Raw genomic sequence first — 20,661 nt, 5'->3', positions numbered from 1 at the left:
TTCTCGGGCACCTGCGGGAGCCACGTCATCGCTTCGGCGACCGATGGCACAGTTGCCGGCTACGACCCGCCCAGAATCTCAGGCCGCCGATGGACGATAGGGGATGTCGGACGTGTCCCGCTCAAGGGCCGGGCTCACGCGCACGGGCATCGGCGCCTCGTGTCGGCTCGTCGTGCCGATGGTGTTCGTCGCGTCCCAACATGCAGGTGCCGCGCGACGATGCCTTGCCGGTTGAGAACGTCCGTCGTCGACTGATCTCGGCGCCGAAAGAGATGGAAACCCGACGCGTCCAAGGCGATCGCGAACGGAAACAGCCGTCAACCACAGAATATAATCCTGTCTTATAATAGATAGCTATTATATTTACAGGAAGGATCGTGCTTGGTATCCAGGGAACGCGACCGACGCTTCCGCCCGCTCCGACGCTTCGGGTCCGGCGGGGCGGGCGTCCGTATCGAAAAGCGGCTTCAGACCGCTCGTAAAATCAGCATTGCCGCCGCGCGCGTGGCCTAAGGGAGGATGTTATGAGCTTGGTAACAGGCTTGCCATCGGACTTTACTGAGCCGTTGCTGGAAGTCGACGGCGTCACGCTGCAGTACAAGACTCCCAATCACCTCGTCACGGCGACCTATAGGGTCAGCTTTCGGGTCTTCCCGAGCGACCGGTTCGTCCTGCTCGGCCCCTCGGGCTGCGGGAAATCCACGCTCCTCAAGTCGGTCGGCGGCTACATGGCGCCGACGGAGGGGCAGATTCGCCTGAAGAATCAGGTCGTCACCGAGCCGGGACCGGACCGGATGATGGTCTTTCAGGAATTCGACCAGCTTCTGCCGTGGAAGACCGTGCGCCAGAACGTGGCTTTCGCCCTGGAAGCCTCGGGGCGCCTGTCGGGCCGGGCCGCCGACGAGCGAGCCATGCATTATATCGACAAGGTCAATCTCTCGGCCTTCGCCGACAGCTATCCGCACATGCTCTCGGGCGGCATGAAGCAGCGCGTCGCCATCGCGCGCGGCATGGCGATGGAGCCCGACATCCTGCTCATGGACGAGCCCTTCGCGGCGCTGGACGCCCTGACGCGGCGACGGATGCAGGACGAACTCCTGGCCCTCTGGGAGGAGACCCGCTTCACGGTGCTGTTCGTCACCCACTCCATTCCCGAGGCGATCAAGATCGGCTCGCGCATCCTGCTGCTCTCGCCCCATCCCGGCGAGGTCAAGGCCGAGCTCAACACGGCCGGCTCACCGCAGGAAACCCTGCTGCTCGAACAGCGCATCCACCAGATGCTGTTTTCCGAAGAGATCAAGGAGGCGGAGAATGTCTAGGACCGCGAAGGCGCTGGTGTCCCCCGTCATGCTCCGCCCCGCCCGCCCCGAGATCGTCCGCGAGACCGGCGGTGCCTATGGCGGCGCCATCGTCGAGAAGCCGCTCTCGACCCTCGAGCGCCTCTACAATCACGGCTGGCTGCGCAAGCTCGTGATCCTGGCCGTACTGGCCCTGATCTGGGAGGCCTACGGGCGCTTCCTCGACAACGACCTCCTGTTCCCGACCTTCTCCGCCACCGTATCGGCCTTCGGTCGCGGCGTCGCCGACGGCACGCTGCCGATGCGGGCCTGGGGCTCGATCAAGGTCCTGTTGATCGGCTACGGCCTCGGCATCGTGCTGGCGACGCTGCTCACAGGCATCGCGATCAGCTCGCGCATCGGCACCGACTTCCTCGAGACGATGACGTCGATGTTCAATCCGCTGCCGGCGATCGCGCTCCTGCCCCTGGCGCTGATCTGGTTCGGGCTGGGCAATGGCAGCCTCATCTTCGTGCTGGTCCATTCGGTGACCTGGGCCATCGCCCTCAACACCCATTCGGGCTTCCTCTCGGTCTCTCGGACCCTGAAGATGGTCGGCCGCAATTACGGCCTGCGCGGGAGCCGGCTCATCACCAAGATCCTGATCCCGGCGGCCTTCCCCAGCATCCTCACGGGCCTCAAGGTCGGCTGGGCCTTCGCCTGGCGCACCCTGATCGCCGCGGAACTCGTCTTCGGCGTCAGTTCGGGATCGGGCGGCCTCGGCTGGTTCATCTTCGAGAACAAGAACATGCTCGACATCCCCAACGTCTTCGCGGGGCTGCTGACGGTGATCCTCATCGGGCTCTGCGTCGAGAACCTGATCTTCCAGACCATCGAGCGCCGCACTCTGCAGCGCTGGGGCATGCAGGCCTGAGGCGGGCCCGGACGAACATCCGCTCCGTCAGTCGAGGTCGGAGCGGTAGTGGAGCGCCGCCGTCCAACTCTGGCGGTACTCGATCGGGTCACCCGTGAGGGCGACCGCGACCCGGCGCACCAGCAGCAGGGGCGCGCCCGGCGGACAGCCGAGGGCATCCGCCATGGCCGGGCTCGCCCGGTCGGTGGCGATCGTGTCCCGGGCCCGCGCCACGGTCTGGCCGCAGCGCGCCTGGTAGAGCACGTAGATCTCCTCCAGCATCTCGGCGCCGGGCTCCGGCTTCAGCGCGGCGAAGCGCTCGGCCGGCAGCGCGATGCGCTCGTAGATCATGGGCACGCCGTCCTCGCTGCGGGTGCGCAGCAGGACCATTACCTTCGCCCCCGCCCCCAGCCCGAGGGCGGCCCGGTCCTGCGCGTCGGCCCGCGCGGTGCCGGCCGAGAGAACGTACGCCACGGGGCGGAACGGCCGCCCGTCGCCGTGGACGAAGCGCAGGAAGCGGAAGCGCGACCGGTCGCTCGAATGGGGCACCACCTGCGTGCCGCGCCCGTGCTGGCGCTCCAGCAGCCCCTGCCCGACGAGGTCCTCCATGGCCTTTCGGATCGTCCCGATGGAAACGCCGAGGTCGAGGGCCAGTTGCGGCTCGCTCGGCAGATAGCCGCCCGGCTTCCAGGTCCCGTCCACGATCCGGCGCAGCAGCAGGTCGCGGGCCTGCAGGTAGAGCGGGCGGCTCGCCAAAGGCACCGTCACGGGCGCGGTCACCGGAGCGGCCGGGACTTCGAGTTGCGCCTGGGGATCGGTGGCGCCCCGCATGCGGTTGGACATCGGCAACTCATGTATATGACATATGACCGTTGACAGCGGTCTGCGCGAGGCTATCGTGGCGCTCGGCACCGGACCAGAGAATTCGGGCCTACGCAGGAGGAACTCATGGCAATCGGCCGTCTCATCCGGCTCTGCGGCGCCGCGGCCCTGGTCTCGGCGAGCCTTCTGGCCAGTGCGGGATCCGCCCGGGCGGAGGCCTCCGTGGTGCGCCTCGCCAAGCAGTTCGGCATCTCCTACCTGCCGCTCACCGTGATGGAGGAGGAGAAGCTCCTCGAGAAGCAGGCCCGCCAGCAGGGCCTGGAGCTCAAGACGGAGTGGCTGCGCTTCACCGGCGGCTCGGGCATGAACGAGGCCCTGCTCTCCGGGAACCTCGATTTCGCCGCCGGCGGCGTCGGGCCGATGCTGACGATCTGGGGCCGCACCCGCGGCAACCTGATGATCAAGGGCGTGGCGGCCCTGAACGCCATGCCGCTCTGGCTGGTGAGCGTTAATCCGGCGGTCAAGTCGATCAAGGACTTCACCGAGAAGGACAAGATCGCCCTGCCCACGGTGAAGAGTTCGATCCAGGCCATCACTCTGCAGATGGCCGCCGAGAAGGCCTTCGGCCCCGGCCAGCAGGGCAAGCTCGATCCGCTCACGGTCTCGATGGGCCACCCCGACGCCCAGACTGCGATGCTCGGCGGCCGCTCGGAGATCACCGCGCATTTCGGATCGCCGCCGTTCCAGGAGATGGAGTTGAAGGACCCCAAGGCGCGCAAGGTGCTCGACAGCTACGACGTCCTCGGAGGGCCGCACACCTTCAACCTCGTCTGGGCGAGCAGCCGCTTCGTCACCGCCAACCCGAAGATCGTGGCCGCCTTCCGGGCCGCCTTGGACGAGAGCCTGGCGCTGATCAAGGCCGAGCCCGCCCGGGTCGCCGCACTCTGGATCAAGGCGGAGAACGCCCGGCTGACAGAGGCGGAGGCGGTTGAGATCATCCGCGCGCCGCAGACCCAGTGGACCAGCGCGCCCCTCAACATGCTGGCCTATCTCGACTACATGAACCGCGCCGGCCTCGTCGCCGCCAAAGCCACCGACCAGGGCGAGCTGTTCTTTCCCGGCGTTGCCGCGAAGGCGGAGCGCTGAGGCATGAACGCTCCGATTCCAGCCGCCGCCCTGACGGACCCCACGGTCGAACCCGCGCCCGACGCGATGCTGACGGTGCGCATCCGGCGGGGGGACGGCTTCCAGGCCTTCACCGTGGCGCGCCGCTCGGCCCAGACCATCCTCGACGTGGTCACCGAGATCCAGCGCGAGCAGGACCCGACCCTGGCCTACCGCTTCGCCTGCCGTGTCGGCATGTGCGGCTCCTGCGCCATGATGGTGAACGGGCGTCCGCGCTGGACCTGCCGAACCCGGGTCGCGGCGGTGGCGGAGGAGGACGGCCTGACCCTCGAGCCCTTGCGCAACCTGCCGGTGGTCAAGGACCTGGCTGTCGACATGGAGCCGTTCTTCGAGAAGTGGACGGCCGCCCACGGCGCCTTCGAGCCGGGCGACGCGCCGCCCGAGGATTTCGCCGTGGTGGCGCCGGATTCGCCCGAGCGCCGGGCGGTGGATGCCGGCATCGAGTGCATCAATTGCGGTGTCTGCTACGCCGCCTGCGACGTGGTCGCGTGGAACCCGGACTATCTCGGTCCGGCGGCCCTCAACCGGGCCTGGACCCTGGTGAACGACGTCCGCGACCAGGGACAGGCGGCGCGGCTGAAGGCCGTCTCCGGCGATGCGGGCTGCCAGTCCTGCCACACCCACATGAGCTGCACCGAGCACTGCCCCAAGGCGCTGGCGCCGACCTTCGCCATCGCGGGCCTGAAGCGCGCAACCGCCCGGTCCGCCCTGAAACGCTTCGGCTCGCGGCACTTCCGGAGGTCGGCATGAGCCCGCTCCTCTACGTGGCCCAGCGCGGCACCGCCGTGATCCTCGCGGTGGCGGTGGCGGTGCATCTCGGCACGATCCTGTACGCCGTGCGCGGCGGCTTGACCGCCGGGGAAATCCTGGGCCGGACGCAGGGCAACCTCGCCTTCCTCGTGTTCTACGGCGTCTTCGTCGTGGCGGCGGCGATCCACGCGCCCATCGGCCTGCGCAGCATCCTGCGCGAGTGGACCTCCTGGCGCGGACGCTCCCTCGACGGGGCGATGCTCGGCGTCGCGGCGCTCCTCCTCGTCCTCGGCCTGCGCGCCGCCCTCGCGGTGTACGTCGCATGAGCGCCGGAACGCAGACCGCCCTCCCCCGGCGCGGCGCCTTCCGGGCGGCCCGTCCGCGCGCAGGCTTCGCCGCCGCCCTGCTGCATCGCCTTTCGGGGGTCGCCCTGGCCCTGTTCCTGCCGATGCATTTCATCGCCCTCGGCACCGCGCTGCAGGGGGCCGACCGCCTCGAGAGCTTCCTCGGGCTGACCCATAACGGCTTCGTGCGCACGGCCGAGTGGGGCCTCGTCAGCGCGCTCGCCCTGCACATGGTCCTGGGCCTGCGCGTGCTGGCCCTCGAGTGGTTCGTCACCCGGGAGCGGACGGCGCTCGTCGTCTCGGTCTGCGTGGCGGCGGGTCTCGCCGTCGGGCTCCTTTTCCTGCTCGGCGCCGCCTGAGCTCAACCCCCGAAGGGAGACCGGCATGGACCTCGACCTCACGGAAGTCGAAGCGGTGTGCAAGGACCTCTACGTCCGCGCCCTCAAGCTGCTGCCGCCCGACATCAAGGCCGGCTTCGCCGATCTGGCGCGCGAGGAGACCAGCGCCACCGGCCGGGCGATCCTCGGCACCATGGTGGAGAACATCGCGGTGGCCGAGCGTACCCGCAACATCCTGTGCCAGGACACCGGCATCCCGATCTACAACGTGGTGATCGGGCGCGACGTGCGCTTCGAGGGCGCGGATCTCAAGGCCGCCATCCGGCGCGGCTGCGAACGCGCGACCACCGAGCATTCCCTGCGCTCCTCCGTGGTCCATCCGATCACCCGCGTGAACGAGCAGACCTCCTGTGGCATCCGCGTGCCGATCATCCACGTCGATTTCGACGACCGGCCCGAGACCGTGTCGGTGGAGATGATCCCGAAGGGCTCGGGCTCCGAGAACGGCTCGTTCCTGCAGATGCTCCTGCCCTCGGACGGCATCAACGCGGTCAAGCGCTTCGTCATCGATCGGGTGATCGAGCTCGGCGGCCGCGTCTGCCCGCCGACCATCGTGGGCGTCGGGATCGGCGGCACCTCGGACCTCTGCATGCATCTGGCCAAGGTGGCGGCCACCCGCAAGCTGCGCACCCCCTGTGCCGACCCCGAGGGCGCCCGGATCGAGGCGGAGCTGTCGCGCGCCGTCAACGAACTCGGCATCGGTCCCCAGGGGCTCGGCGGGCGCTCCACCAGCTTTGCCGTTCACGTCGAGGTGGCGGCCACGCACATCACCCAGAACCCGGTGGCGGTGAACATCCAGTGCCACTCGGCTCGCCGAGCCAAGGCGACCTTCACGCCGGGCGGCATCGCCTTCGACTGAGTTGCCGCCTCCGGGAGGGCCACGCCATGCACCACGTTCTCGACATGCCCATCGACGCCGCCCGAGCCCGCACCCTGCGGGTCGGCGACACCGTCACCCTGCGCAAGACCCTGTTCGGCATCCGCGACGCCACCCTGATCCACATGTTCGACCGGGAGCGCCGGACGCATCTCGATCTGACCGGCCACGCCGTGATCCACACTGCGCCGAACGTCCACCGCGTCCCGGTCTCCCCCGAGGCCCCGGTCGGCTATGCGCCATTCTGCATCGGCACGACGACCTCGATGCGCATGGAGCGCTTCACCGAGGCCCTGATGCGGCGCGAAGGCGTGCGCCTCATCGTCGGCAAGGGCGGCATGGGTCAGAAGACCCTCGATGCCTTCGCCGAGCAGGGCGGCGCCTACCTCGCCATCGTGGGCGGCGCGGCCGCCCTCGAGACCACCTGGATCGAGCGGATCGAGGACATCGACCTCGACGATCTGCATCCCGAGAGCCTGTGGAAATTCGCGATCCGCGATTTCGGTCCCCTCCTGGTCGGCATGGATTCCCACGGCGGCTCGCTCTTCGCCGACGTCCAGCGCGACGTCGCCGGCCGGCGGGATGCCGTCATCGCGAGCCTGGGAGCCGCCTGATGCGCACCGTGCCGAAGACGATCGAGACAGACATCCTCATCCTGGGCTCGGGGGGCGCCGGCCTGTTCGCCGCCCTGCACACCAAGAAGGCCGCCCCCGACCTCGACGTTACCGTCGCGGTGAAGGGACTGCTCGGCAAGTGCGGCTGCACCCGCATGGTCCAGGGCGGCTACAACGTCGCCCTCGCCCCGGGCGATTCGGTCGAGCGCCACTTCATGGACACGATCGAGGGCGGCAAGTGGCTCAACAACCAGGAGCTGGCCTGGACCCTCGTCACGGAGGCGCAGGTCCGCATCCGCGAGCTGGAGACCGAGCTCGGCTGCTTCTTCGACCGCAACCCCGACGGCAGCGTCCACCAGAAGGCCTTCGCCGGACAGACCTTCGACCGCACCGTGCACAAGGGCGACCTCACCGGCATCGAGATCATCAATCGTCTCTCCGAGCAGGTCTGGCGTCGCGACGTCCGCCGCCTGGAGGATCACCGCGCCCTCGAGCTGATCCCGGCCGCCGACGGCTCCGGCTTGGCGGGCGTCCTCATGCTCGACATGCGGACCGGGATTCCGGTCCTGGTACGCGCCAAGGCGACCCTGCTGGCCACGGGCGGCGGCCCGACGATGTACAAGTTCCACACGCCCTCGGGCGACAAGACCTGCGACGGCCTCGCCATGGCGCTGCGCGCAGGCCTCCCCTTGCGCGACATGGAGATGGTCCAGTTCCATCCCACCGGCCTCCTCGCCGGCGCCGGAACGCGGATGACCGGCACGGTGCTGGAGGAGGGCCTGCGGGGCGCCGGCGGCTGGCTCCTCGACGCCGGGGGCGAGCGCTTCATGCACACTTACGACCCGCGCGCGGAGCGGGCGACCCGCGACGTCGTCAGCCGCTCGATCATGCGGCGCATCCGCGAGGGCCACGCCACTCCGAACGGGGGCGTCTACATCCAGATGAGTCATCTCGGGCCCGACGATGTGCGGCGCAAGTTCAAGGGCATGGTCGAGCGCTGCGCCGATTGCGGCTTCGATCTCGCCGGGGGCCGGGTCGAGGTCATCCCCACCGCCCACTACATGATGGGCGGGGTCGAGTTCCGCCCCGGCTGCGGCACCGAGCTGCCGCGTCTCTACGCGGCGGGCGAGGACACCGGCGGGGTGCACGGCGCCAACCGTCTCGGGGGTAACGGCGTCGCCAACTCGACGGTCTTCGGCGGCCTGGCCGGTTCCGCCATGGCCCGCGACATCCGGGGCGTGCGAGCTCTCGCCGAGCCCGATCCCCACGCGGTGGAAGCGGGGCTCGCCCGCGCCTACGGTCCCCTCGGGCGCCCGACCGGAGACCTGGAGGCGATTCGGGAGGCCCTCTACGCGACCATGTGGGACGATGTCGGCATCCTGCGCGACGCGGCCGGGCTGGCGCGGGCCGGCGAGCGCCTCGACGCCCTCGCGGCCGCGGTGGCGGAGGCGGGCATCCCCGACGGCGACCGCCGCTACAACCTGACCTGGATGGACCGGCTCAACCTCGAGAACCTCGTCCTCGTCAGCCGGTCGATCCAGGCTGCGGCCCTGGCCCGCACCGATAGCCGCGGTGCGCATTTCCGCGAGGACTTCCCCGACGCCTCGGATCTCGCCACCTCGCACTACACCGTGGTGCGCCAAGCCGGGGACGCGCTCGACGTCGCCATGGAGCCCGTCGCCTTCACCCATGTGCGCCCCGGCGCCTCCCTCCTCGACGCGGCGGCCTGAGGCCGCGTCCCCAACCCGACCGATCTCGGAGAGAGACGCCATGGACCAGTCCCGGGGCCGGCCGCGCGGAGCCGATATCGTCGTCGAGACGCTGGAGCGCCTCGGCGTCCGCCGCATCTTCACCCTGTCGGGCAACCACATCATGCCGATCTTCGATGCCCTGCTGGGCACGGACATCGCGGTGGTTCATGTCCGCCAGGAGGCCGCCTGCGTGCATATGGCCGACGCCTGGGGCCGACTGACCGGCGAGGTCGGGGTCGCCCTGGTCACCGGCGGCCAGGGGCAGACGAACGGCGCCGCCGCCCTGTTCACGGCCCTCGCGGCGGAGAGCCCCGTGCTGCTGCTCTCGGGCCATGCCGGGCTGTTGGAGATCGGGCGCGGCGCTTTCCAGGAACTCGCCCAGGCCGACATCGCCCGGCCGATGACCAAGGCCTCCTGGACGGCAGCCTCCGTCGACACGCTGGCCGACGACATCGCCCGAGCCCTGCGCATCGCCCGCGAGGGCCGGCCGGGGCCCGTCCATCTCAGTCTGCCGGTCGACCTCCTGGAGGCGCACGCCGAGACCGCATCCCCGGCACCCGCCGAGGTCGCGATCCGGGTCGGTGAGCCGAGCACCGATTTGATAGCGGATGTCGCGGCGGAACTCGGCCGGGCGCAGCGCCCCTTGATCCTGTGCGGCCCGGTCGCCTGCGGCGCCGAGGGACGCGCCCGCATGGCGGCGCTGGAGGCGGCCTCGGGCGTGCCCGTCCTCGGAATGGAGAGCCCGCGCGGCCTCAACGATCCGAGCCTCGGCGCCTTCGCCGAGGTGCTGGCCCAGGCCGATTGCCTCGTGCTCGTAGGCAAGCCCCTCGATTTCACCCTGAAGTTCGGGGAGGCGCCCGCGGTGGCGCCGGTCTGCCGCTTCGTCGTCATCGACCCCGACCCCGCCCTCGCCGCGCGGGTCGCTGCGGGCCGCCTCGCCGTCTCCGGCGCGGCCGATGCGCTGCCGACCCTCGCGGCCCTCGCCCGATACTTCGACACCCGCCGCCACGACGACCGGACCGACTGGCCGGCCGCCGTGCGGGCGGCGGTGGCGTACCGCCCCCCGGACTGGAACGACCGGCGCGGCGCGGAAGGGCGCCTCCATCCGGTGGAGCTGTGCCGCGGCGTCGCCGCCTTCCTCGACCGGCATCCCGGGGGCACCCTGATCTGCGACGGCGGCGAGATCGGTCAATGGCCCCAGGCCCTTGTGGAGGCACCCCGGCGCCTCATCAACGGCGTCTCGGGCACCATCGGCGCGTCGCTGCCCTTCGCCCTGGCGGCCCGGCTCCACGACCCGGCGGGACCCATCGTGGCGGTCCTGGGGGACGGCACCTTCGGCTTCCACATGGCCGAGTTCGACACCGCCGTGCGCTACGGCCTGCCTTTCATCGCGGTGGTGGGCAACGACGCCCGCTGGAACGCCGAGTACCAGATCCAGCTCCGCAACTACGGGCCGGAGCGGGCGCGCCACTGCGAGCTGCTGAGTTCGCGCTACGATCGCGTCGTGACGGCTCTGGGCGGCCACGGCGCCCTCGTCACCCGGGCCGAGGATCTGCCGCAGGCCTTGGAGGAGGCTCATGCCAGCGGCCTCCCGGCCTGCCTCAATGTGCTGATCGAGAGCGTGCCGGCCCCCGTCATCCGCCGGCCGAAAGTGGGCTGACCGCACATCCCCACCACGGTTTCGACCCAGGGAGGTTCACATGCGCCGACGCGACGTTCTGGCCGGGGCGCTGCTCGGCGCGGGCCTGCCCCTCCTCGGAGGCGTGCGGTCGGCACGCGCAGAGGTGCAGGAGGTCGTCGTCGCCCGCCAGCCGAGCCTGGGGCACCTGCCGCTGATGATCATGGAAGAACAGGGCCTGCTCCGAAAGCACGCGGCGGCGAAGGGCCTGCCCGGCCTCGGCGCCCGCTTCGTCACCCTCGCGGGCGGCGCGGCGATGAACGATGCGCTCCTGTCCGGCTCGGTCCAGTTCGTGGCCGGCGGCGTGCCGCCCCTCGTCCTGCTCTGGTCGAAGACGGAGGGGACCGGCATGGCGGTGAAGGGTGTGGCGGCGATGAACGCCATGCCGCTCCTCATGAACACGAACGCGGACCGCATCCGATCGCTCGGAGATTTCACCGACCGGGACAAGATCGCACTGCCCGCCGTGAAGGTCTCCGTGCAGGCCATGTTCCTGCAGATGGCGGCCGAGAAAGAACTCGGGGAGGCCCGGCGCAACGACCTCGACCGCCTGACCGTGACCCTGTCCCACCCGGACGGGATGGCCGCCCTCCTGGCGGGCCAGGAGATCAGCGCGCATTTCACCGCCGCGCCGATCCAGGAACTTGAGTTGCGCCGCCCCGGCATCCGGACGATCCTCAACACCTTCGACGTGCTCGGCGGTCCCTCGACCTTCAACGTGGTCTGGGCCTCCGCTTCTTTCGTGGAGGCTAATCCGACCGTCCACGCCGCCTTCATGGCGGCCCTGGAGGAGGCGGTCGCGTCCATCGCGGGCGATCCGCAATCCGCCGCCCAGGCCTATGCGCGTCTTGCCCGCGACGGGTCGGATGTGGGCCTGATCGCGTCGATCCTCGCCTCGCCGCAGGTCGCCTTCACGACGACGCCCCAGGCGATCCTGCGCTACGTCGACTTCATGGCCCGGACGAAGGCGATCCGGCGCGGCGCCAAGGATTGGCGCGAGCTGTTCTTCGCCAACGTCCACGGCAAGCCCGGAAGCTGAGGCACCGGCCGGGTCCTCGGGGCGATCCGCCGAGACGGCCCCCAGGCTCGGCGGCATCGGGCGCCACCCCTTCGCCGCCGAGAGCGTGCGGTCCCTACTCCATCGTCGGCGCGAGCTTCTTGACGCTCTCCACGTCCTCGCCGAGCCAGGCCGCGTTCTTGGCCGTGCCGTCGAAGGTGGCGGAGGTCTTGAACAGCTCGTACTTGCCCTCCAGGGCGTAGGGTTTGCTGCGCTCCAGCAACGCGGCGACCTTCGCCTTGTCCATGGGCACAAAGGTCTTCACCGCCTCGAAGGCCTGGTCGAGGTCGCGCTGGCTCTCGATGCCGGTGATCACCACGCTGGTCGGCAGGTTCAGGCAGAAGTGAAGGTATTCGAGCGGCTTGATCGGTGCGTCGCTCTTCAGGATCACGCCGTCGCCGAAGGTCTTCATGCCGAGCGCCGCGATGCCGTGCTGGACCAGATAGGGCAGCACGAGGTGCCCGAACGAGCGGAAATGCGCGTCCATGACGTTGAGCGGCATCTGGACGGAGTCGAAGTGGAAGCCGCGCTCTTCGGCGACTTCCAGCATCTGCAGGTGGATGCGGGGGTCCTTGTGCCCGGTGAAGCCGATGTAGCGCAGCTTGCCGGCCTGCTTCGCCTCGACGAAGGCCTCCATGGCGCCACCCTCGGCGAAGACCCGGTCGGGGTCGTCGAAGCGCAGGATCTCGTGGTGCTGCACGAGGTCGATGCGGTCGGTGCGCAGGCGCTTCAGGGATTCGTCGATCTGACGCATCGCCTCCTGCTTGGTGCGGCCGTCCATCTTGGACATCAGGAAGACCTTGTCGCGGTAGCCGCCCTGCGAAAGGGCGACGCCCATGCGCAGTTCCGAGCGGCCGCCGTTGTAGTCCCAGCAATTGTCCATGAAGGTGATGCCGCGCTCGATGCCGGCGTGGATGAGGCGTGTCGCCTCCTCGTCCGAGACCGCGTTCTTGCCGAGGTGAAAGCCGCCCATGCCGATCGCCGAGATCTTCTCGGCGTGGCGTCCGAAGGCGCGGTAGAGCATCTCGCCCCGGCGTTCACCCGGATCGGTGACCAGGGGCAGGTCGGCCGGGTCCTTCGGACGGGTGTTGGGCAAGTCGGGCGCGGTCACGGCCGCACCCGCCGGTGCGGTCGCGGCGAGGCCGGCGCCGAGTGCGGCGCCCTGGAGGAAGCTGCGGCGTTCCATGGTCGATCTCCGTGTCGAACGAGGGCGATATCCGGGTGGGTCCGCATCCTAGACCTCTCCGGCGGCGAGGATGCGGGCGGCGTGGAGCCAGCGCAGGGCGGCGCAGGCCGCGCCGTAACCGTTGTCGATATTGACGACGGTGATGCCGGGCGCGCAGCTCGCCAGGATGGCGTCTAGGGCGGTGCGACCGCCCTCCGCGACGCCGTAACCGACGGAGGTGGGCACCGCGATCAGCGCGCTCGACACGAGGCCGCCGACGACGCTGGGTAAGGCGGCGTCCATGCCGGCGGCCACGATGAGGATCGGGTGCGCGCGGATCTCGTCAAGGCGTCGGGTCAGCCGCCACAGCCCCGCCACGCCGACATCGGCGAAGAGCGTGCTGGCGACACCCTGGTAGGCCAGCGTGCGCTCCGCCTCCCGCGCCACGGGAATGTCCGAAGTGCCGGCCGCCACGATGCCGATACGGGCGGGGCCGGCGACCGTGCGGCGCGAACCGAACATCGCCGTGCGCGAGACGGCGCAGTAGTCGATCCGCGCCCGATGCGCTGCCGCGAGCGCCGCGTGCTTGTCCGGATCGAGGCGCGTCAGAAGGAGGGACGCATCCCGCGCCGCCGCGGCGTCCAGGATCGCGTCGATCTGTTCGGCCGACTTGCCGGCGGCGTAGATCGCCTCTTCGAGGCCGATCCGTTCCGGGCGCGCGAAGTCGAGCACGAATTCGTCCGCGATGCTCATGCTGCGCTCCCGGTCAGGAAGGCGCTACCGGTCCGGTAGGCCATGAAACGCACGGGGGCATCCGGCAGACCCTTCGGGTTTTCGGCGCCGATGCGCGCCGCGAGGACCGCGCGCGCATCCGCATCGAGCCGTTCGAGGCTGTTCGGGTCGAGTTCGACCACGATACCGGCCGCGCGGACACGGCAGCGCACCGCCCGCTTCGGGTCGATCACGGCGCCGAGGGCCGCCCCCACCAGGGTTTCCACCCGGTGGATGAAGGCCAGGGTCTCGGGCTCGATCCGGATGCCGGTCTCGACCCGGCTCGACAGGCAGGGCGCCGCCGGCAGGTCCGAGACCGCGCCGAGGCCGACATCGCGCGCGAGGGCCCGCACCGCCGCCTTGTCGAATCCGGCCTCGATGTAGGGATGGCGGACGCCGTGCTCGCGGGCGGCGTCGAGACCGGGGCGATACTCGCCGAGGTCGTCGAGGTTCGCGCCGGAGACCATGGGGCGGTCCGTCACGCTCCGGATCGTGCCGTAGAGGTTCGTCTTGCAGAAGAAGCACCGGTTCACCGGGTTCGCCCGGTAGTTCGGATCGGCGAACTCGCCGGCCTCCACCACGCGGAGGGACCAGCCGCTGCGATCCGCCTCAGCGCGCACGCGCTCGGTCGCCTCCCCCGGCACGGCCGGCGAGGCCGCGTGCACCATCAGCGCGCTCTCGTGGCCGAGGACGCGGTGCGCCATTGCGGCCAGGGTCAGGCTGTCGACCCCGCCGCTCACCGCGACGGCGAGCGGCCCGATCTCGCCGAGTACGACTCCGAGCCGATCGCGCGACGCGGAACTCATGCCTCGTCCTCCCGCGCATGCAGGGCGATTGCCTCGGCCGCCCGGCGCAGGGAGGCGCGCGCGGCGTGACTTTCGCCGGCCAGGGCATCGTCGGATTCCGCCTTCGCGGTCGCGCCGCCGGGCCGATCCACCACCTTCACGCGCACCGGCCGGCCCGCGACGGTGACGGTCTGCGATCGGCGTGGCAGGGCAGCGCCCGAGACCATGTGGTGGCGCAGACCGATGGTGGTCGTTTCGGTGAAGCAGGCCGCGATCGCGGATTCGAGGGCGCTGGCCCGGGCGAGCGCGCGCACATGGGTCATCATGCGCCCTTTCTTCCCGAAGACGGGCATCTGCACGACGTCGAAGATGTCGGCATGCGCGCGCAGGCGGTCGAGCCCCATGGAGAGTTCCTCGGCGGACTGATCGTCCACCTCGAACTCGATGATCCCGAGTTCACGGTGCTCGGGCTGCTTTCCGGCTGCCGGGGCCTCCGCGTAGGCCAGCACGCGCAGGCAGTTCGCGATGCCGGGTAGCGTCTTGCTGCCGAAGCCGATGCCGGTGGCCGCGAGCGTGCGCGGGGCCGCCGGCGCGGGCGGGGCCCAATCGCGCAGGTGGCGCAGGATTGCGGCGCCGGTCGGGGTCACGCGCTCCCCCGGGATGCCGTCGTCGAGGGTGGCGAAACCTTCCAGAAGGAGGGTGGTGGCTGGAGCCGGTACCGGCAGCGGCCCGTGCTGCGTCCGCACCCGGCCTGAGCCGAGCGGCAGGGCCGATACGCTCGCCGCCGTGATCTTGAGATGCGCGATCAGGTGCGCCGCCGCCACGATGTCGGCGACGGAATCCCAGGCGCCGACCTCGTGGAAAGCCACCGCGTCCACCGCGATGCCATGGACGCGGGCCTCGGCCTGGGCGAGGTGGGTGAAGATGCCGATGGCGTGCGACCGGACGTCGGATGCGAGCGGCGCCCGCTCCAGCTCGGCGCGGATCTGCGACCAGTGCCGATGCGCGTGGGTAGTCGGGTGATCGTGCGCGTGATCCTGCTCATGATGATGGTGGTGCGTCGTCCGATCCGGTTCGCCCGACCGAGCCACGACGAAGCGGCGCCCCGCCAGGATCCCGTCGTTGTGGCGGATGCACTCGCAGGAAACCTCCGGCAAGGCCGCCCGGATGCTCGCGAGCACCCCGGCCTCAAGCTCGGGAAAGGCGTCGAGAAGGGAGGCGGCGAACATATCGCCGGCCACGCCGCCGAGGGCGTCGAGATGAATCTGCATGCGGTCTGGCGTTCACGGTCCGTGGCAATGGAACGTGACATCGGTCGGAAAGGTCCGGAGGCAAGCGCGCCGCGATGGGGACCGAAGGCCGCAGCGGTTCCGCCCTCAGTCGATCCGGATCGCCGTCGGCCCGGTGCGGCCGGGCGTCAGGGCGCAGGTGCAGGAAACTCCGGTCCCCGGCGCACCCCCCTTCCGCACCAGCGTCTCGCAGTTGAGGAGGTGCTTGAGGAGAGTAGCCATCTGGCCGAGCTGATAGGGCTTCTGCATCACCGGGATCGCATTGTAGGTGGGCGCGATTCCGCTCGTGCCGTAGCCCGTGGCGAAGATGAAGGGGATGCAGCGCTCGAAGAGTACGTCGGCGATCGGATAACTGACGGTCTCGCCGAGGTTCACGTCGAGGATCGCCATGTCGAAGGCCTCGTTGCGGGCGAGCGCCAAGGCCTTCTCGAGGCGCATGGCCACGGTCACTTCGCAGCCGAGGTCGAGGAGCATATCCTCGCCCAGCATCGCCACCAGGCTCTCGTCCTCCACCAGGAGAACGCGTCGTCCCTCCAGATCGCTCATCGGGCGTCGCGCCCCAGGACGACGTCGCGGCCGTGCCAGCCGAGTGTCGTGAGCGGGATCTTCAGCGTGCAGACGACGCCCGTCGGCGGGTAGGCGATCACCGCGGTGCCGTCGAACTCCATCGGCAGTTGGCGTTCGATCAGCCGCGAGCCGAATCCCCTGCGGGTCGGCTCGGTCACCGCCGGCCCGCCCGTCTCGGTCCAGGTCATGTCGAGCTGCTCGCCCGCGCCGATCCGGGTCAGCGTCCAATGCACGGCGACGCGCCCCTCCGGGACGGAGAGGGCGCCGTACTTGGCCGCGTTGGTCATGAGTTCGTGCAGCGCCAGGGCGAGGGTCACGGCAACCTTGGGATGAAGGCGTGTATCGGGGCCGACGAGGTCGAACCGGGCGGTGTCGATCTCCGCGAGCGCGTGCGGCGCCAGGGCGCTCTCCACCACGCTGCGCAGGCCGGCACTCTCCCAGTTCTCGGCGGTCAGCACGTTGTGGGTGTTGGACAGCGCGACCATGCGAGCGTCGAACACAGCGCGCGCGACCTGGTCGGTGCGGCTCCGGAAGGTCTGCGCGGCGATGGACTGGACGGTCGCCAGGGTGTTCTTCACGCGGTGGTTGAGCTCGTTCGTCAGGAGGCGCTGGCGCTCGGCGGCCGCCTTCTCCTCGGTGATGTCGCGCACCTCGATGATCGTGCCGATGATCTTGGCGCCGTCGTCGCGGATCGGGCTGGCGGTGAAGCCGACCGGATAGAAGTGGCCGTCCTTGTGGACGAACACTTCCTCGCCGCGCTCCTGGTTGTTCTCGGGGAACGCTCGGTCGATGGCACATTCGTGCAGGGGGAACGGCCGCCCGTCCGGGTAGGTGTGGTGCACGATGTCGTGGAGCGGGCAATCCCGGGCGAGGACTTCGGTGAGGCTGAAGCCCGTCAGCAGCTCGGCGGCCCGGTTCATGTAGACGCAGTGCTGGCGGTCATCCATCAGGAAGATCGCCACGGAGGCGTTGTTCAGGACCGCGTTCAGGCGCCGCTCGGTCTCGTGCAGCTGCGAGCCGCGCCGCAGCGTCGGAAGGGTCGTGGTGGCGGTATCGTACGACGCGATCGGTCCACGGCTCGGCACGAGGGACGCATTCTCCAAAGCCCCCCGGCGCGGCGGCCCGGGCATTTCATCGATCGGCGACTCAGAGCGCAATCCATGGTCCACGGAATGGTTCCGTGTCGAGGGGGCGGGCCGCACCGCCCCCGGCATCCACAACCCCTTCGTGCGACGGCACGCTTCGAAGCGCTCATCCACGACCCCTCGGCGTGATCGACGGACCGGCCGGCGTGGGCTAAAGCGCTCGACGTGGACGCGGAGACCGGCCCGCAACCCGGGCCCTGACGCCGAGCGGATCGAACGGGAGCCCATGCACGACGCGCTGGAGCAGCTTCGCCGGAGGGAACGGGAGCTGGAGGCGGAGGTCGCGCGCCTGCGCGCGGAGCGTGATGCCAGCGTACGGGCGCCCGATCCGGGTCAGCGCACGTCGGCCGCCGGGTCGGACCTGCTCTTCACGGCGGCGGAGAAGACCCGCATGCCGATGATCATCACCGACCCGCACCAGCCCGACAACCCGATCGTCTTCGCCAACCGTGCGTTCCAGGACCTCTGCGGCTACGGCGCCGACGAACTCCTCGGCCGCAACTGCCGCTTCCTTCAGGGGGCCCGAACCGATCCGGCCGAGGTGGCGCGCGTCCGCGACGCCATCGCGGCACGGCGCGACGTCGTGGTCGAGATCGTAAACTATCACCGGGACGGGACGCCCTTCCGGAACGAACTCTACATCAGCCCCGTCTACGCACCGGACGGACAGCTGCGCTACTTCTTCGGCAGCCAGCTCGACGTCACGCGTTTCCGGACCGAAGAGGGCAAGCTCGCCGAGAGCGAGGCGCGCTACCGCACCTTGTTCGACGCCATCGATGCCGGTTTCTGCATCGTCGAGATGCGCTTCGATTCCGCCGGGCGTGCCGTCGATTACCGCTTCCTCGAGGTGAATCCCGCCTTCGAACGCCAGGCCGGCCTCGGCGACGTGGTCGGGCGCTGGGTCAGCGAAGTGATCCCCGGCCTCGAGCCCCGCTGGCTCGACACCTACGGTACGGTCGCTCTCACCGGGCAGCCGGCGCGGTTCGAGAGCGGCGCCGTCGCCCTTGGGCGCTGGTTCGACGTGCACGCCCTGCGCGTCGGCGAGCCGGTGCAGCACCGCGTCGCGATTCTGTTCAACGACATCACCGAGCGGCGCGAGGCCGAGACCTTGCTGCGCACCACGGCGCGGGAACGGACCACGGAGCGCGACCTGGTCTGGCGCGCGAGCCGCGACCTCCTCGTGATCTGCGGCTACGACGGCATCTACCGGGCCGTGAACCCGGCCTGGACCGAGATGCTGGGCTGGCCCGCCGAGCGGCTGACGGACGCGCATTTCGAGGTTTTCCTCCATCCCGAGGACCTCGACGCGGCCAGGGCGGCCGTCGAACGCCTGAGCGAAGGCAACATCCTCGACAACCTCGATGTCCGCATGAAGACCGTGGACGGCGACGTGCGCTGGATCTCTTGGAACGCGATTCCGCAGGGCGACCACTTCTACGCCGCCGGGCGCGACGTCACGGAGCGCAAGGCCCTGGAGGATCAGCTGCGCCAGTCCCAGAAGCTGGAGGCTGTGGGCCAGCTCACCGGCGGCGTCGCGCATGACTTCAACAATCTGCTGACCGTCATCAAGTCGTCCACCGACCTCCTGAAACGGCCCGACCTGCCGGAGGAGCGCCGCCAGCGCTACATCGGCGCGATCTCCGACACCGTCTCGCGGGCCGCCAAGCTCACGGGCCAGCTCCTCGCCTTCGCCCGGCGCCAGGCCCTGACCCCGGAGGTCTTCGACGTCGCCCGCAGCGTCGCCTCCGTGGCCGACATGGTGGGCACGCTGACCGGTGCCCGCATCCGGGTCGAGACCGACGTCGATCCGGGCCGCGCGCCGGACGGAACCCCGCTGACCTGCCTCGTGGATGCCGACCCGAGCCAGTTCGACACGGCGCTGGTGAACATGGTCGTCAATGCCCGCGACGCGATGGACGGCGAGGGCCGCCTCTCCATCCGGGTCCGGCGGACGCTCGCCATTCCGGCGGTGCGGGCGCATCCGCGCATGCGCGGCGACTTCGTGGCGGTGTCGGTCTCCGATACCGGTTCGGGCATCGCCCCGGAGGTGCTGGAGCGGATCTTCGAGCCCTTCTTCACCACCAAGGGCGTCGGGCAGGGCACGGGTCTCGGACTGAGCCAGGTCTTCGGCTTCGCGAAGCAATCGGGGGGCGAGGTCCTGGTCGAGAGCGTCCTGGACCGCGGCACCACCTTCACGCTCTACCTGCCCCGGGTCGCCGGCACCGCCGCGCCGCAGGAGCCCCTGCCCGAGCCGGCCGAACTCGCCGACGGGCACGGCACCCGGGTCCTGGTGGTGGAGGACAACCTGGAGGTCGGCGCCTTCGCGACCCAGGCGCTGCAGGAACTCGGCTACGTGACCCGGTGGGTGACCGACGCCGAGCAGGCCCTCGAGGCCCTGCGCCGGACGGACGGGACCGTCGACATCGTCTTCTCGGACGTGGTGATGCCGGGCATGAACGGGATCGATCTCGGCCAGGCCATCCGGCGTGACTGGCCGGCGCTGCCGGTGGTGCTGGCCTCCGGCTACAGCCACGTCATCGCGGAGCAGGGGACGCACGGCTTCGAATTGCTGCGCAAGCCCTACTCGGTCGAAGACCTCTCGCGCATCCTCCGGCGTGCCGTCGCACAGGCCGCGGCATCGTGACCGTCCGTCTCCACTTCGGTTGAACCCGGGCTCGTTCGCCCGTGTTGGAAGTTCGAGGTGCCGACGGCGGTCATCGGACCACGCATCACGCGGCACGAGAGGGAGACACCGACATGAGCGAAGGCGCCACCGCGAGCGACAGTCCCTTCATCAAGGGCCGCAACGCGCGCCTCTACGGCAAGCAGCGGGACAGCAACCCCTACGCGGAGGGCAGCGAGGACCACCAGGCCTGGGCGCAGGCCTTCGACGAAGCGGCGGACGACCGGCAGGAACAGGACGGCGGCACCGTCGACCCCCAGGCTTCCGCCGGAATCTGATCGCCGGAAACGCAGAAACGCTGCCGCCGCGCTCAGGCGGCAGCGTCCGGCCGGCGGAACCCCTCGATGCCCTGGCGCTCCGGGTTGATCGCCGCAAGCGCCCGCTTGGCCGCCTCCAACGGGTGCTCGGCCTCGATGCGGACGGAGGTCAGGTCCGGGTTCTTGTAGACGGTGACGATGGTGTCCATCACCTCGGTCAGCGTGGTGCGCTTGTCCTCCGGTGCGGCGATGAGAAGTTGCAGGCCCCAGGCCTGGTAGAGGTCGACGAGGGCCTGGGAATTGCGCACATCGAGCTTCGAGAAGGCCTCGTCG

General features: G+C 70.0%; 21 protein-coding genes. 13 read left to right on the top strand and 8 right to left on the bottom strand.

What is annotated here, in order from left to right; translation table 11 throughout:
- Positions 1–524 precede the first annotated feature (524 nt).
- Together K2X24_RS04365 and K2X24_RS04360 are read left to right on the top strand one after the other, a co-directional pair.
- The gene (locus tag K2X24_RS04365; RefSeq protein ID WP_292495020.1) at positions 525–1,319 is read left to right on the top strand and encodes an ABC transporter ATP-binding protein; all 795 of its coding nucleotides are present in this window, start codon (positions 525–527) and stop codon (positions 1,317–1,319) included.
- Between the two features lie 28 nt (positions 1,320–1,347).
- Positions 1,348–2,211 (top strand): ABC transporter permease, encoded by an 864-nt coding sequence (locus K2X24_RS04360; RefSeq protein ID WP_292495021.1) that lies wholly within the window; start codon positions 1,348–1,350, stop codon positions 2,209–2,211.
- A gap of 27 nt (positions 2,212–2,238) precedes the next feature.
- Here the strand turns inward: K2X24_RS04360 and K2X24_RS04355 are convergent, their stop codons facing one another.
- On the bottom strand, positions 2,239–3,033 hold the full coding sequence (locus K2X24_RS04355) for a GntR family transcriptional regulator (protein ID WP_292495018.1): 795 nt from the start codon (positions 3,031–3,033) through the stop codon (positions 2,239–2,241).
- Positions 3,034–3,138: 105 nt separating this feature from the next.
- On the opposite strand from K2X24_RS04355, the gene K2X24_RS04350 reads away from it, so the two are divergent.
- From K2X24_RS04350 to K2X24_RS04310, 9 genes are all read left to right on the top strand, one after another.
- A complete protein-coding gene (locus K2X24_RS04350; RefSeq protein ID WP_292495016.1) occupies positions 3,139–4,158 on the top strand; it encodes an ABC transporter substrate-binding protein in 1,020 nt (339 codons plus the stop codon).
- Between the two features lie 66 nt (positions 4,159–4,224).
- On the top strand, positions 4,225–4,947 hold the full coding sequence (locus K2X24_RS04345; protein WP_366934436.1) for a succinate dehydrogenase/fumarate reductase iron-sulfur subunit: 723 nt from the start codon (positions 4,225–4,227) through the stop codon (positions 4,945–4,947).
- Positions 4,944–5,273, top strand: a complete 330-nt coding sequence (locus K2X24_RS04340; protein ID WP_292495012.1) for a succinate dehydrogenase — start codon at positions 4,944–4,946, stop codon at positions 5,271–5,273. The genes K2X24_RS04345 and K2X24_RS04340 overlap by 4 nt, the downstream gene beginning before the upstream one ends.
- Entirely contained in the window at positions 5,270–5,650 is a 381-nt protein-coding gene (locus K2X24_RS04335) for a succinate dehydrogenase (RefSeq protein WP_292495010.1), read from the top strand. The genes K2X24_RS04340 and K2X24_RS04335 overlap by 4 nt, the downstream gene beginning before the upstream one ends.
- A 25-nt stretch (positions 5,651–5,675) precedes the next feature.
- A complete protein-coding gene (locus K2X24_RS04330; RefSeq protein ID WP_292495008.1) occupies positions 5,676–6,548 on the top strand; it encodes a fumarate hydratase in 873 nt (290 codons plus the stop codon).
- 26 nt (positions 6,549–6,574) lie between these two features.
- The gene (locus K2X24_RS04325) at positions 6,575–7,180 is read left to right on the top strand and encodes a fumarate hydratase C-terminal domain-containing protein (protein ID WP_292495006.1); all 606 of its coding nucleotides are present in this window, start codon (positions 6,575–6,577) and stop codon (positions 7,178–7,180) included.
- Positions 7,180–8,910, top strand: coding sequence for an FAD-binding protein (locus tag K2X24_RS04320; protein ID WP_292495005.1), 1,731 nt, complete (start codon positions 7,180–7,182; stop codon positions 8,908–8,910). Before K2X24_RS04325 ends, K2X24_RS04320 begins: the two co-directional genes overlap by 1 nt.
- A gap of 40 nt (positions 8,911–8,950) precedes the next feature.
- Complete coding sequence (locus K2X24_RS04315; protein ID WP_292495003.1) at positions 8,951–10,591, top strand: thiamine pyrophosphate-binding protein; 1,641 nt, start codon at positions 8,951–8,953, stop codon at positions 10,589–10,591.
- 40 nt (positions 10,592–10,631) lie between these two features.
- A complete protein-coding gene (locus tag K2X24_RS04310; protein ID WP_292495001.1) occupies positions 10,632–11,648 on the top strand; it encodes an ABC transporter substrate-binding protein in 1,017 nt (338 codons plus the stop codon).
- Positions 11,649–11,742: 94 nt separating this feature from the next.
- Here K2X24_RS04310 and K2X24_RS04305 read toward each other — a convergent pair whose 3' ends face one another.
- The 6 genes from K2X24_RS04305 to K2X24_RS04280 all read right to left on the bottom strand — a co-directional run bounded on the left by K2X24_RS04305 (position 11,743) and on the right by K2X24_RS04280 (position 17,328).
- Positions 11,743–12,852, bottom strand: coding sequence for an aldo/keto reductase (locus K2X24_RS04305; protein WP_292495000.1), 1,110 nt, complete (start codon positions 12,850–12,852; stop codon positions 11,743–11,745).
- A gap of 48 nt (positions 12,853–12,900) precedes the next feature.
- A complete protein-coding gene (gene larB, locus K2X24_RS04300; RefSeq protein WP_238280926.1) occupies positions 12,901–13,584 on the bottom strand; it encodes a nickel pincer cofactor biosynthesis protein LarB in 684 nt (227 codons plus the stop codon).
- Positions 13,581–14,408: an adenine nucleotide alpha hydrolase gene (locus K2X24_RS04295; RefSeq protein ID WP_292494998.1), complete on the bottom strand. Its 828-nt coding sequence runs from the start codon at positions 14,406–14,408 to the stop codon at positions 13,581–13,583. Before K2X24_RS04295 ends, larB begins: the two co-directional genes overlap by 4 nt.
- The gene (locus K2X24_RS04290; RefSeq protein ID WP_292494996.1) at positions 14,405–15,658 is read right to left on the bottom strand and encodes a LarC family nickel insertion protein; all 1,254 of its coding nucleotides are present in this window, start codon (positions 15,656–15,658) and stop codon (positions 14,405–14,407) included. Before K2X24_RS04290 ends, K2X24_RS04295 begins: the two co-directional genes overlap by 4 nt.
- Before the next feature lie 105 nt (positions 15,659–15,763).
- Positions 15,764–16,222 carry a response regulator gene (locus K2X24_RS04285; RefSeq protein WP_292494994.1) on the bottom strand — a complete coding sequence of 153 codons (459 nt, stop codon included), beginning with the start codon at positions 16,220–16,222 and terminating at the stop codon, positions 15,764–15,766.
- Positions 16,219–17,328 carry an HWE histidine kinase domain-containing protein gene (locus K2X24_RS04280; RefSeq protein ID WP_292494992.1) on the bottom strand — a complete coding sequence of 370 codons (1,110 nt, stop codon included), beginning with the start codon at positions 17,326–17,328 and terminating at the stop codon, positions 16,219–16,221. The genes K2X24_RS04285 and K2X24_RS04280 overlap by 4 nt, the downstream gene beginning before the upstream one ends.
- Positions 17,329–17,614: 286 nt before the next feature.
- Here K2X24_RS04280 and K2X24_RS04275 point away from each other — a divergent pair, with 286 nt between their 5' ends.
- Both K2X24_RS04275 and K2X24_RS04270 read left to right on the top strand, forming a co-directional pair.
- Positions 17,615–20,032 carry a PAS domain S-box protein gene (locus K2X24_RS04275; RefSeq protein ID WP_292494990.1) on the top strand — a complete coding sequence of 806 codons (2,418 nt, stop codon included), beginning with the start codon at positions 17,615–17,617 and terminating at the stop codon, positions 20,030–20,032.
- A 113-nt stretch (positions 20,033–20,145) separates the two neighbouring features.
- Positions 20,146–20,349 (top strand): hypothetical protein, encoded by a 204-nt coding sequence (locus tag K2X24_RS04270; protein ID WP_292494988.1) that lies wholly within the window; start codon positions 20,146–20,148, stop codon positions 20,347–20,349.
- Positions 20,350–20,381: 32 nt separating this feature from the next.
- On the opposite strand, the gene K2X24_RS04265 is transcribed toward K2X24_RS04270, so the two are convergent.
- A partial coding sequence (locus K2X24_RS04265) for a hypothetical protein (RefSeq protein WP_292494987.1) occupies positions 20,382–20,661 on the bottom strand: 280 nt, incomplete at its 5' end.

This window comes from Methylobacterium sp., from assembly GCF_019750675.1.
Lineage (GTDB): Bacteria > Pseudomonadota > Alphaproteobacteria > Rhizobiales > Beijerinckiaceae > Methylobacterium.
The sequence above is the reverse complement of the archived record's forward strand: the minus strand, read 5'-3'. Positions and strand labels throughout refer to the sequence as shown.